The 12818-nt window shown below is 70.5% G+C and carries 11 protein-coding genes; 1 reads left to right on the top strand and 10 read right to left on the bottom strand.

Annotated elements, in window-relative coordinates; genetic code table 11:
• Positions 1 to 9: 9 nt before the first annotated feature.
• The 5 genes from WME95_RS18195 to WME95_RS18215 are packed head-to-tail and all read right to left on the bottom strand — an operon-like array spanning position 10 to position 6406.
• Positions 10 to 519, bottom strand: coding sequence for a hypothetical protein (locus WME95_RS18195; RefSeq protein ID WP_437909630.1), 510 nt, complete (start codon positions 517 to 519; stop codon positions 10 to 12).
• Positions 516 to 2699, bottom strand: a complete 2184-nt coding sequence (locus WME95_RS18200) for a type VI secretion system Vgr family protein (protein ID WP_437909631.1) — start codon at positions 2697 to 2699, stop codon at positions 516 to 518. Before WME95_RS18200 ends, WME95_RS18195 begins: the two co-directional genes overlap by 4 nt.
• Positions 2696 to 4897 carry a type VI secretion system Vgr family protein gene (locus WME95_RS18205; RefSeq protein ID WP_437909632.1) on the bottom strand — a complete coding sequence of 734 codons (2202 nt, stop codon included), beginning with the start codon at positions 4895 to 4897 and terminating at the stop codon, positions 2696 to 2698. Before WME95_RS18205 ends, WME95_RS18200 begins: the two co-directional genes overlap by 4 nt.
• Complete coding sequence (locus WME95_RS18210; protein WP_437909633.1) at positions 4894 to 5460, bottom strand: hypothetical protein; 567 nt, start codon at positions 5458 to 5460, stop codon at positions 4894 to 4896. Before WME95_RS18210 ends, WME95_RS18205 begins: the two co-directional genes overlap by 4 nt.
• Complete coding sequence (locus tag WME95_RS18215) at positions 5447 to 6406, bottom strand: DUF2169 family type VI secretion system accessory protein (RefSeq protein WP_437909634.1); 960 nt, start codon at positions 6404 to 6406, stop codon at positions 5447 to 5449. Before WME95_RS18215 ends, WME95_RS18210 begins: the two co-directional genes overlap by 14 nt.
• A gap of 183 nt (positions 6407 to 6589) precedes the next feature.
• On the opposite strand from WME95_RS18215, the gene WME95_RS18220 reads away from it, so the two are divergent.
• Positions 6590 to 7525, top strand: coding sequence for a LysR family transcriptional regulator (locus WME95_RS18220; protein WP_437909635.1), 936 nt, complete (start codon positions 6590 to 6592; stop codon positions 7523 to 7525).
• A 29-nt stretch (positions 7526 to 7554) separates the two neighbouring features.
• On the opposite strand, the gene WME95_RS18225 is transcribed toward WME95_RS18220, so the two are convergent.
• From WME95_RS18225 to WME95_RS18245, 5 genes are all read right to left on the bottom strand, one after another.
• Positions 7555 to 8892 carry a hypothetical protein gene (locus WME95_RS18225; protein WP_437909636.1) on the bottom strand — a complete coding sequence of 446 codons (1338 nt, stop codon included), beginning with the start codon at positions 8890 to 8892 and terminating at the stop codon, positions 7555 to 7557.
• 356 nt (positions 8893 to 9248) lie between these two features.
• Entirely contained in the window at positions 9249 to 9677 is a 429-nt protein-coding gene (locus tag WME95_RS18230) for a hypothetical protein (RefSeq protein WP_437909637.1), read from the bottom strand.
• 269 nt (positions 9678 to 9946) lie between these two features.
• Entirely contained in the window at positions 9947 to 10807 is an 861-nt protein-coding gene (locus tag WME95_RS18235; RefSeq protein WP_437909638.1) for an SDR family NAD(P)-dependent oxidoreductase, read from the bottom strand.
• A gap of 190 nt (positions 10808 to 10997) precedes the next feature.
• Entirely contained in the window at positions 10998 to 11720 is a 723-nt protein-coding gene (locus WME95_RS18240; protein ID WP_437909639.1) for a hypothetical protein, read from the bottom strand.
• Positions 11721 to 11727: 7 nt separating this feature from the next.
• Positions 11728 to 12816: a hypothetical protein gene (locus tag WME95_RS18245; RefSeq protein ID WP_437909640.1), complete on the bottom strand. Its 1089-nt coding sequence runs from the start codon at positions 12814 to 12816 to the stop codon at positions 11728 to 11730.
• Positions 12817 to 12818 lie beyond the last annotated feature (2 nt).

A 12818-nucleotide genomic window follows, 5' to 3' on the forward strand; every position in this document is an offset into this window, starting at 1 on the left:
CGGCCCCGCCTACGGGATCTCCACGTGCGCGCTCGCCAGCCGCACCTCGCGGGGGGCGTCCACGGTCACGGCGTCGGCCGACAGCCTCACCCGGCCCTCGGCCAGGAGCTCCAGCTTCGACTTGCCCGCCTTGAGCACGAGCCTCCGCGGCGCTTCCAGGACGATCTCCTCCGCCCTGCGCTCCCTCGTCTGGAGCGCACCGAAGATCACCGCGTCGTCGCCGACCATCCCCACGAGGACGATGCCCTGCTCGGCGAGGCACCTGTCGGCGAGCTCGAGATCCACCTCGGGCAGCACCCCGACCTCGCGCGGCTCTCCGCCGAAGAGCGAGGCCTCGTACCGCCCCTCCGCGAGCTTCCTGAGCAGCTTCGCGAAATGGGCTCCTCCGCCGAGCGGCGGCGCCGCCTCCGCGCGGCGGCCGAGCTTCACCACCTTGCCCGGCCCGGCCTTGCGCGCGGCGCCCTTGTTCGGCGCAGGCCGCGCGCTCGCGCCCTGGTTCATGGTCCTCGTCGCCCTCATTTGACCTCCTCCCTCGTCGTCACGACGCTCGTCGAGTCGCCCTTGAGCTTTCCCTTCACCGTGATCGACGCCGGCGTGATCGTGACCGTGACGCCGCCCGCCTTGAGCACGATCCTCGACTTCGCCTTGAAGGACACGTCGGCTCCCTTGGCCCGGATGGCCCCGCCCGCCTTGAGCTTCACGATGGGAGCCCCCACCGTGAAATCCGCGCCGGCGTGCGCCTTGTACAGCCCCGCGTAGGTCTCCGAGAGCACCGACGCGTTGATCGACACGCTCCTCGCGCTCACCGAGAGGGGCCCGCCGGCGGTCAGCGTGCTGGCGCCGAGCACGCCGGTGGACGCCGTGATGCCGCCGATCTCCGTCCACGTGCCGCCCACGGCGATGGTCGAGGCGCCGGTCACGTGGCGGTTCGTCCCCTGGATCGCGACGACGTTCTCCGCGGCCCCGACGATGCGGCTGACGGTGGCCGCCTTCATCTCGTAATCGCCCCCCACCGTGAGCTTCCGCGTCGCGCCCACGCTGACGCTCTCGCTCGCGGCGAAGATCCCGAGCGCGCCCGTCGTCGTCACGTCGCGATTGCCACTTACCGAGTACGTCTGGGCAGATTTCACCGCTGTCACTTGCTGCAAGGTCACCGTGCTCGTGTGGTTGCCCCCGACGACGTTCTCCTCGTCGGCCGTCACGCTGACGACCTTGTCGTTCTCTGTCCTCTCGTTCGCGTCCTTCGACGCCGCGAAGTGCATCCCCTCGTTGCCCGCGGCGTCGTCGAACCGGATCTGGTTCTGCTTCCCGCTCCCCCCGGTGCTCTGGGTCCCCCAGTTCGACCGCACCTTCTGCTTCGGCAGGCTCTCGGCGGGGGGCGCCTGCCCGTTGTCGAGGCGCCCGAGCGACAGCGGGGTATCCCCCGTCGGCGCAGGATCGTTCATGAACCCGACAAGCACCTCCCAGCCGACCCGCGGCAGGAAGAACCCACCGCTCAAGGGCGGCTGCATTGGCCGGACCCACGCGCTCGCCGTGTCGTCGTCCGGTGAGAGGCGATCCCAGCGGAAGCGCGCCTTGACCCGCCCCTGCGGGTCGGTGTGGATCTCCGCGCCCTGCGGCCCCATGATCGTCATCGTCTGGAGCCCGCCCAGCCCCTTCGCCGGCTGCCGCCTCGGCCGCACGGGTCGCGCCGCGGGGACCGCGGTGAACTCGGCCTCATAACGCAGATCGCCCGGGCCGTTCGCGGCGAAGTCGCGCCCCTGGTGTCGCACCTCCAGGACGCGAAAGCGCCCGTTCTCATCGTCCCGCGGGGCGCCCTCGAGCTCCACGATGTACCCCACTGCGACATGCCGGCAGGTCGTGCGCGCCCGGAGGACCACGCCTTCGGTCTGCTCCTCCTCCAGGAGGAGCCGCGCCCGCGAGGCGCCTGCCTCGGGCGAGCGATGGTGTCCAGGGTACGCGAAGCGCTGAAAGCGCTGCCCACCCACCGACGCGGCCTGATCGACAGCGGGATGATCGGGATCGTAGTCTGAGACCGCGACGCCGTCGTGCGTCACGCGGTGCAGCAGCCGCAGATCCGTGACCACCTCGCCCGTCGTCAGCCCTCCGTCGTGCGCCACCGTGACGCGCGCGCCGCCCGGGAGATCGTGGCAGGCCGAGTCGTCCTGGCCGAACACCACCACGTCTTCCGACTCCTGGTGCTCGACCCACAGCGATATCCCGTCCTCGGCGAGGATCCGCCGCACGAACGCGAGCACGGACTCGAAGGCCTGGACGCACTGGACCCGCGGCTCGGGTCGGGTCGCCACGCGGATGTCGAGGGCGAGGCCTGCCTCGCGCAGCAGCCCCTCGGCGATGGCGACCGAGTCCTGCTCCAGGAAGATACGGTGATCCGAGCCGTCCTCGAGCGGCATGAGGCGCGGAACGATCGTCAGCAGCGCGCCTTGCCCCGAGCTCTCGATGACGTCGACGACCCCGTGAAACCTGCGCGGGACGTCGCGCAGCGCGTCCTTCGGCGTGATCTCCAGCGTCGCCTTCCTGCCGAGCAGCTCGTCGGGGACGAGCGCCTCGTCCCGCCCTGGAGCGACGCGCGCGAGGACACGCACGCTGCCGCCGACATGCGTCCTCTCGTGGGCATCGAACGACTGGACCGAGAGCGGCGGGGCCCCCTCGATGGTCAGATCGAACGCGGCCCTCACGGCCCCACCTTGACCTTGTCGTTCTTCTTGACCGTCGGCGCGTCGAGCTTGACGGTGGACGTCGACTTCATCGCCCCTGCGAGCCTCATCGTGCTCCCCCCCTTCGCGGTGAGCGTCGCAGCCTTGACGGAGATCGTGCTCGCCTCGAACACGACCTTGCCGCCGCCCTCGATCGACAGGACACCGCCCGCCTGGAGGGTCGCCCGGGCGCCCGCGTTGAAGGCCACCTTGGCGTTCGCGCTCTCGTTCGCCGCCCCGGCGGTGATGCTCTTTCGACCCATGGTCCCGTCGGCGTACGCGAGACCGGCCGTGAAGCTGCGGGCGCCGCTCACGACCTCGGTCCGCGCGCCCGCCACCGACTGGTTGCTCCCGAGCCCCGCCGTTGTCGAGAGCGCCGCGCCGATGACCTGCGTGAACGCCCCCTGGATCTTCGCGTTGTACTCGTTGCAGCGCAGGCTGTAGAGGGCGCCTATCAGCTCGACGTAAGCGCCATCGACGGTCGTCTTGTAGGTGCCTGTCACGCCGATGTTCTCGCTGCCGCCGATGCTCTCCGAGCGCGCCCCCTTGACGACGATGTTCCCGTCGGCGCCCACGACGATGGACTGGTTGCCCCCGATCGTCGTCGTCTGGGTGCCGTCGACGAGGAGCTGTTGCCCTTTCTGCACGGTGTCGAGCCGGTTCGCCCCGACCTCGATCGCGTGAGCGCCGCCGACCGATACCGTCTGATCCCTCGTCGCGTGGACGAAGGTCTGCTCGCTCCCCCCGTCGTCGCCCATCCGGATCTCCTGCGTCGTCCCGTCGCTCGGCGAGGTGGCCGATTGCAGCGTGCTCGTCGCGCGCCTGTCCGGCAGCCCGTAGGGCGGCGCGGCCCCGCCGTTGTAGACGCGCCCGAGGACGAAGGGCCGGTCCGGATCGCCGTTCTCGTAGATGACCGGGACCTCCCATCCGACGCGGGGCAGCATCTGCGGCGTCGTGAGGTTCATCTGAAGCGCCCGGACCCAGCGTGAGCTCTTGTCGTCGCCCACGCCCGAGCGGTCCCAGAAGAAGCGCACCTTGATGCGACCGAGATCGTCGACGTGGATCTCGTCCCCCGCAGGGCCGGTGACGACCGCGCTCTCGATTCCTGCCACGACCGGCCGTGAGCGCGGTATCCCGGGCCGGTAGGGCGCGTCCGGGGCGAAGGGGACGAGGGTGGCGCGATTGCGGTACGGCGTGCCCCGGGGCTGCTCCCGTGAGGCTTGCTCGAGCTCGTGCTCCACCGCGGTGATCAGGAACCTGCCCGAGAAGCAGGCGTCCGCGGCGCCGGTGATCTGCACGACCCGTCCGGCGCGGAGGCGCGCATTGCCGCTCTCGCCCACGAGCGTCGAGCGATGGCGGCGGAGCTGCTCGAGGCGGACCTTGGCCCGCGCGGTCGCCGCCGTCGGCATCATGAGGTTCGAGGGATACTCGAAGACCTCGAGCGCGCCTTCGCCTGCCTCGCCGTCCACGGGCACGCCGGGGTTCTGCACGTTGATGTCGCGCAGGCTCGCCCTTGTCGAGGTGATGGACCAGCTTCGCCGCAGGGCATGGAAGGCGAACGCCATCGAGCTCATGCCGCTCGCGTCCTCGAACGGCACGACGGGGCTCGGCCCTTCGATCCCTTCATGGGAGCTCGGGTGATCGCCGAAGACGAGGAGCGGAGCGTCGTCCTCTCGATCGAGCCAGTGGTTGATGCCTTCGTCGGCGAGCAGGCGCGCGATGAACGCCCACTCGCTCTCTCCGTACTGCACCGTGTAGTCCCGCTTCGCGTACTGCCCAGCGAGGCGCCACTTCACCTGGGCGGCGGGGATGCCCGCGCGGAGCAGGAGCTCGGCCACGATCTCCTGGGTGGTCTTGTCCTGGAAGATCGCGTGGCTCACGCGCAGGGCGAGGCGCTCGGCCGCGGGCCCGAGCGTGATGTGATAGCGGTCGCTGCCGCGGAAGTGGCCGCCGTGGGAGGCCTCGAGCGCGATCAGGTGGAACGTCGTCGTGTGTCCGCTCGCGTCGGCCAGCCCGAGGGTCGCGTCCTTGTCGACGAGCGCCGCCGGGTCGAGGTGCGGGTCGGGGTGCAGGATATCGACGACGAAGGCGCCGAGCTCGTTCATGGCTTCACGCCCGCGGACCCGCACGATCTCCGCGCCCTCGAGCCCATCGAGCCGGAGCTCTGCCTGGTTGATCACGGGCGCTCCTCCGCCGGTGGGAAGACGAACGGAGACACGGTGAGCGCGGGCAGGGGCGCGAGCGGGCCCGACATCGCCGCTTCGGCCAGGGCGACGATCTCGGGCTCGGCCTCGACCAGCCGCCCGCGCCAGAGGCGCGCGAGGCGCAGCTCGTCACCCCGGGTGAGCCCCGCGCGGCGGGCGAGCTCGCCCGGATCGTCGGCCTCGAGCGCGTGGCGTTGAAACGTCATCCAGGCGCCGAACTCCCGATCGAGCGGGTCGACGGCCCGCGCCCAGAGCGAGAGCGCTCGGCCGATGACGTCCTCGTACAGCGCGTCGAAGCTGCCGTCCTCGCCCCCGAGCGCGTCGGCCACACGTTCGCTCCAGAGCTCCTCGGCCCGCGCGAACGCTCGTCGCGGCACGCCGAGCCATTCCAGCACGGCGGGGACGGGGAGCCCGTCGAGCTGCGCCGCTTCCACGACGAGGTAGTGCGCGATGGAGACCCCCTCGATGGGAGCGCGGAGCGCTCCGGGGATCCGCCCGTCGGCGGGCAGGGAGAGCAGGAGGGCGTCACGCGTCGACATCGAGCCGCGCCTCCCGGAGCATCGTGTCGCCCCTGCCGAGCGGGACGACGCGCCGGAACGTGAGCTCGACGCGCGCCGTGTCGGGCTCGAGAACGGCCGTGTCGAGCGCGAGGGGCAGGGACACCGCCCGCCCCGTCGCCCGGCGGAGGTGCGCCACGATCGCGAGCTCGGGAATGGTCACGTCGAACAGCCCCTCTGGACACAGCCCGTGGGTGGCGATGACGTCGCCCGCCGCGAGCGGCCGATCCAGCTGCAAACCGGGATGAGCGACGTGATAGAAGCGTCGATCGAAGTCGAGCGGCGGCAGCGGCATGCGCTCGCGCTGCCAGGCCGCGTCCATCGTCCCCGACAGCGCGCGCCGCGGCAGCCACCACATCGCGATGGCGCCGAATCCGGCCGGAGGCGTCGCGTCCGTGCCCGTGACGGGGTGAGCGGGATCCTCGACGCACGGGGCCGGGGATCCATCGAGCTCCGAGGTCGATCGGTGGGCGCCGCGCCCCACGGGGTTGTGCCACTCCACGACGGTGCCGTCCTTCGATGTCCCTCCGTACGCACGCTCGTAGGTGATCGCGGCGCGCTCGAACGGCGCTGCCGGGGAGATCTTGATGCCGAGGCCGCTCTTGTAGAAGACCCGCTCGCCGTGCACGGTGAGCGACATCGAGCGGCCCGGCGCGCGAACGGCGACGTCGAGGCTGCTGACGGCCTTCGAGGAGACCGCGCTGCCGACGATCACGACGTCTGCCCCCGGCTTCTCGCAGCAGACGTCGCTGGGATAGCGAATGCTCGACTCACGGCCGTCCCGGACGGCCGCCTCGTCCGTCGGCACGTCGTTCAGGCGAAGGGGAGCCTGCTCGTCCAGGAGCACGAGCGTGGGACCGCGCCTGGCGAAGGTGGCCTTGGCCAGAAGGATGACGACGTCGACACCCCGCTCATCGTGCAGGGGCACGGCCAGAGCAGCATAGGGTGTGGCGTTCGCAAACATTCCGCGCCTCCTCGGAACGTATCGGAACGCAGGGCATGGTATCAAGAATCGAGAGAATGAATCCAGCTAAGCCAATGGCTGGATCGAGCCATCCGGGCGCATCAGTCCGCGCGAGGGAACGTCACTTGTGCTATTTCAGCACAGATCATGATCTCGCTCGCCGCGATCGAGCTGCTCGTCGCCACCGTCGAGACCGGTAGCTTCTCGCGCGCCGCGCGCCGGCTCGGCGTCACGCCGTCCGCGGTGAGCCGGCGCGTGATGCGCCTCGAGCAGGAGCTCGGCGTGGCGCTGCTGGCGCGCACGACGCGCTCGCTCCGCCTGACGGACGACGGGCAGGCCTTCTACGCGCGCTGCGTCCGCATCGTCGAGGAGCTCGGGGAGGCGACCGAGGCGATCGCGCGCGCGAGCAAGAAGCCGGTGGGGCTCCTGCGCGTCGACGCGCCGGTGGCGCTCGCACGGGGCGTGATCGCGCCGGGCCTGCCGCGCTTCGCGGCGCGCTACCCCGACGTGCGGGTCAACCTGACGCTGCGCGATCAGCACGTCGACCCCGTGGCCGAGGGGCTCGACCTGCTCGTGCGCATCGGCCCGCTCGGAGACTCGAGCCTCGTCGCGCGCCGGCTCGGCGCGAGCCGCATCGTCCACTGCGCGGCGCCGTCCTACATCGCGCGGCGCGGCGCGCCCGCGACGCCGGCCGATCTCTCGGGCCACGACTGCGTCGGGTACCTGCGCGACGGGCGGCCCACAGCGTTCCGCTTCCTGACCGGAGACGGCGACGCCGTGCTCGAGGTGCCCATCTCCGGGCCGTTCCACGCGAACGACGTGGATGTCCTGAGGCACCTCGCGATCGCCGGGAGCGGGATCATCGCGATGTTCGACTTCCTGGCGAAGGACGCGCTGGCCGAGGGGACGCTCGTGACCGTGCTCGACGAGTTCCCGACGACGACCTGGCCGATTCACGCGCTGTACCCGAAGAACCGGCACCTCTTGCCGAAGGTGCGCGTGTTCGTCGATTTTCTCGCGGAGATCTTCGCTCCACCCTCGCCCCAGCGCCGGGGAGAGCGCCGGCGGAGCGGGCGACGTTGAGCGCCCCCTCGCGGGGGCCGTCAGCGCTGTCAGAACTGGTAGAGCCCGCCCGCCTCGACGGCCAAGCCCGTGCGGTCGGCGTCATGCTGCGCTGCGGCCGCCGGATCGAGCTTGTGGCGCGTGAGCAACAGGGAAGGCTCGAGCACGATCGAGAGCCCCTTCAGGGGCGCGAAGGCATACCCCGCGCGCAGGGTCACGTTGCGCTCGATGCCGGGACCATTGGCGCCAACGCGCGCGGGAGCGGTCGCCGGCGTGCCGCCCGCCGCGGGGGTTCCGGGCGTGTAGCCGAGCTGCATCTCCTCCGTGCTGAGCACCATCGCGGTCCCGGCGACGAGGTGCAAAGAGTGCTTGTCGAACGTGACCTTCCCCGACACCCAGCCGCCCACCTCGGCGACGTCGTCCGTGCGATAGCCCTGCCCGAGCGTCAGGAGGCCCAGGTTGGCGAGGTTCTTCCCGCCGTACGCTTCGGCCCGCACGTTCAGAGCACCGCTCGTGATCTCGCCGAACAGGTTGCCGCCGAGCGCCAGCCGCCCCTCTTCGGTCGGCAGGTTCGCGTCGAAGGCGAGCCGCGTCCCGATCACCGAGGCGCCCACCCACGCGGTCTTCTCGGCGCGATAGCTCGCGCGCAGCGAGACGGTCGGCGTGCGCGAGTACTCGACGTTGTTGAGGATGGCCGTGACGTTCTGGCTGACCAGACCGAGCGCGGCGCCCACCTCGAGGCTGCCGACGTTCGCCAGGTACATGAACTGGTGGCGCATGAAGCCCGAGTTTCCGGACTGAAACATCCCACCCACGAGGTTGTACGTGTGCGTGTTCAGCGGCGAGAACAGATCCCAGGTCTGGCCGAGCGTGAGCTTGTGCCCCTCGGCGGGAGTCCAATCCAGGAACGCCTGACGCACGCGAAGGCTCATCCCCTGGGCCGGAGAGGACTTGCCGAAATCGATGAAATCGAGCTCGACCTGCCCCTTCACGGGCGAGCCCTCCCCGACGGCCACGCCAACGCGCGTCTGCTGCGCCTGAAAGGTGAGGCCCACGGCGTCCGGATCGGCGAGGAACAGCGGGTTCACCGCGGCCGTCGGGGCGGAGTAGTTCGGGTTGCCGAAGGACTCAAGGCCGTTCCCCACGACGACCGTGGGCTTGAGGATCCCGTAGACACGCACGAGAGGCTTGTCATCGGCCTTCTTCTGCTCGACCGGCGGCGGAGGAGGAGCAGGAGGGGGCGCCTCCACGGGCGTCGGCGCGGCCGCGCCGGGCGCAGCCTGCTGAGCCGGCTCCGCCGGCTGCGCGTTGCTCGTGGCCGGCGCAGCGATCCCGGCCAGCGAGAGAGTGACGACAAGGGTTGCGCTGGGCGTCTTCCAAGTGCTCATGATCAATCTCCTACGGCGGTGAATCGGACACGCGGGTTCACGTTCCGACATCCACGAGGGCCGCATCGGCGCCGCCGTCGACCACGCCACTTGTCATGTTGGTGTTCACGTGGGTCTCCCGAGAGCATGGTCCGCGCAAAGCGATTTCAATACGCCGACAATCTTATCGTGGGCTGTGAATGGCGGGACACCCTACTACCGAATCCGTCGGGCTGCCAAAAAATATGCCCCAAATCAACGGGGATCCCCGCGGCGAGCGCTCGACGCGGTGGGGCGCGCTGGAGCGCGTGGACGCCGACAGATAAAGATCAATCCGGATCGTAACTTCCCGCCAGCCGTGGGGGCCAACCCGAGGACTAGAGCGTGCCCTCCGGCGCGCGCTGGCGGAGCGCGTCCTCCAGCGCGCGCTCGAACACCGCGCGCGACGGATGGACGGTCAGCTTCCGGATGGCGGTATTCGCGATCTGAACCCCGAAGATGACCACCCTGGATTGGAGCAGGAAGTGAGCTCCCTCGACCGCATGGAGGACGGAAATCGTCGCCGCGGTCAGCCGCGTGCGCGTCACGTGCTCGTAATCGGTCATCGCCTCCCAGTCATTGAAGACCAGCACTCGGCCCTCCGCGGCCACCCGCCGCAACATCACCTCCTCGATCGCCGCGGCGCCCGCCTCCACCAGCACGCCGGTGACACACGTGACCATCAGCGCCGGCGCGGGACACCAGATCTTTACCGTGCCCTCGCTGCACCAGTGGGTCTGAAGCGGGCGGGCAGGGAGCGGGACCATACAGCTGGCGGGTAGACTGGGCCGCGGGCGACCCTTCGTCGAGGACCTCGTCGCACGATCTGCATCCAGAGGAGGAGCAGCGCAACGGGCCAGGATCTCTGCGCTGTTGTGTTGTGAGAAGCCCGACCATCACGCGAAGTGAAACATTCAATTCGGGCGGCCGAAAAGAACCTGTGCAGTTCTCCTGTTACAGCGACGGATCTTTATGCTGCCCGGGGCCGAGCCCCGCCCCGCCTGCGGGCGGCGCGCGCTCCGGGCAGCCTGCCCCTTCAGGGCTTCGCGGCGCCCGCCATGAACGCGGCGAACGCCTCGGCGTACTCTGGATGCCAGCGCGACAGCGCAGGTCGGTTCCGGATCAGGTCGTCGGCCGCCCACTGCACGCGGCGCTCGTCCATCTCGCGCGTCACCGCGTTGTCGGGACAGAGCAGATAGAAGTCGCCGCGGGCCATGCCGCCGATCATCCGATCCACCACCTGATCGGCGGTCCATGCCTCCGCGGGCTTCTCCGGGCCTCGCGCGGTCATCCCGGTGAACGTGTAGCCCGGGATCAGCAGGTGGGCGGTGATCTTGCAGCCCGCCACGTTGCGCAGCTCGTGGGCGAGCTGCTCTGTCAGCACCTTCACGCCGGCCTTCGAGACGTTGTAGGCAGCGTCGCCGGGCGGGGTGGTGATGCCCTGCTTCGAGCCCGTGTTGACGATGGCGCAGGGGGTGCCCTGCGCGATCATCGCCTCGGTGAACGCCTGCACGCCGTGGATCACGCCCCACAGATTGACCTCGATGAGCCGCCGCCAGCGATCGATGTCCTTCCACGGCTTGCCGCCGCCGCCGACTCCGGCGTTGTTCATCAGGACCGCCACATCGCCGAACGCGTCGTAGGCGGCCTGCTTCAACCGATGCACGTCCTCGAGCCTGGCGACGTCGGTCGGCACCGCGCGCACGTCGGCCTGGCCGCCGGGCGCGGCGGCGGCGACGCGGGCGGCGGCCTCGTGAAGCGCCGGTCCGTCCAGGTCGGCGAGACAGACCTTCAGGCCCATGCGCGCGAAGCGCTCGGCGGCCGCGAGGCCGATGCCGCTGGCGGCGCCGGTCACGACGGCGGCGCGGCCAGGTGTCAATGCGGGATGGTCATTCACAGCAGATCTCCGTCATGCGTTGATGGCGCGCCGCCTCTGGCGCGGCGATCGGGGCGAGCATAGTGGGCGCCGGCGGGTAGGGCCACGACCATCCAGCGTGAAGTGGCCACCTCCACGGATGGCTTGCATGTCACCGCAGCCGCTCCTACCATGCGCGCTGGCTGACAGGCGCGCGCGCCGCGAGGCCGCCTCAGCCCGCCGCCCATCCGATCATCAGTCGACTGACGGCGAGGATCACCAGCAGGCTGACCGCGAAGCAGCCGAGTCCCGGGCGCTTGCCGCTATCGCCTGCTCCCGCCACCTTCAGGCCCACCGCGCCAGGAGGATCCGGGCACTTTTTTTTTACGGTGGGCACCCGCTTCCACCGCGCGGGCGCGGCCTCGCCTTCGAGCAGCGCCACCGGGGGCGTGCGCTTCACGATCCCCATCGCGCGCGCCGCCCGGCTCTCCGGAGCACCCCGCCTCGACGCGCGGATCGCCGCCTCGGGCAGCCCGAACACCTCGCCGGAGCCGTACGTCCCCGCGAGGCCCTCGAGCACGCGAAGGTGCCAGTCGGCGGGGATCGCCGCGGGCAGCGCCTCGATCGCCGCCTCCGGGATCGGCGGGAACCACACGGCGAAGTGCTGGACCTGCCTTCCGGTCCAGTCCTTCCGCGCCGGATCGAGGAACCGCGTCGCCACGTAGGGAAACACGAGAGGGCCTCTCGGCCCGGGCTCGTCGATCTCGAGCAGGCCATAACGGAGCTCTCCGGCGCCCGCGTCGGCGTCGCCGATCATGGCCTCGAGCGCCGTGAGCCAGGCGGGGAGCGCCGGGTGCTCGGGCACGCAGATGAACTCGTAATCCCAGTGCTCGCCGCGCGTCCTCCAGAGGAGGCGCGAGGTCTCGACGACGGGCGCTGGCGCGGGCGCGAGCATGGCTGTCCTACTGGTTCTGGTGGTAGGCCCGCGCCCCCTCGTCGTTGCGCAGGGCCGCGGCCATCGCGCTCAGGACCGCCGTGAACGCGTCGCCCCTCCGGATCGCGCCCTCGCGGGTCTTCTGGAGCCTGTCGAGCCGCGTTGTCGCGAAGTCCTTGATCGAGACGAACCGCAGGATCTTGCTCACGATCTGGTATCGCTTCGGGAGGAAGTCGTCGAGCGAGTCGACGAACGTGACCAGATCGCGCAGGCCCTGGAAGAACGTCTCTCCGGCCGACCTCTCCTTCCGCGTGGCCTGCGCCTCGCGGACCGCGCCCTCGACGGTGCTCACGAGGACCGCGGGCGCGAGCGTGCGCACGCCGAGCGAGGTGCCCGGGTCGACCGGCGCGTCGGCGTCGAGCGGCGCGGCGACCGACGAGAGCAGCATGAAGCGGTGGCCGAACGCGCGCTCGGCGCGGAGCACGGCGCAGAGCTTCGCGAGCTGATCGTCGGCGTCGCGGCAGACCTCGCGCTCGAAGTCGCTCGCGCTGTACTCCGGCGGGAACAGGTCGGCCTTGCTGAGGGCGAGGATCCACTCGCGGGGGAAGCTCACCTCGTCGCCCGTGGCGGCGCTCGTCCGGCGCAGCCGGTCGCACTCGTCGGCGAAGTGCTCGAAGAGCCACCGGATGTAGCCGGTCCCCTCGCTCCGGTACTTCGCGCCGTCCGCAAGGAGGATGCCGACGTGGCTCATGCCGAGCTTGAGCAGGCCCTGGCGCATCGCCTCCCGCTCTTCCGCGTCGATCGGCTCGTCCTCCCACCAGCGCCCGGGGTAGTCGTACCAGTGGATGCGGACCGCCGCGTCCGGCAGGTCCCTCGGGAAGAAGTCGAACTCGTACGCGTCGAAGCGCGTGCTGCCGTCCGGGAATCTGCCCTCTTCGAGGCGGTAGAAGCGCCCGAGGAGCTGGTTGCCCTGCGCCTTGTTGACCGCCTGGATCTTGTACGCGTGCTCCTGCTGAAACGAGGGCTGCGTCTGCGCCCGGTAGAAGGCCGCCAGGAGGACCGTCTTGCCTGCGCCGGAGGCGCCGAACAGGGCGACGTGCAGATCGAGCGGCGGCATGA

Source organism: Sorangium sp. So ce327, assembly GCF_051530205.1.
Classification (GTDB): Bacteria; Myxococcota_A; Polyangia; order Polyangiales; family Polyangiaceae; genus Sorangium; species Sorangium cellulosum_B.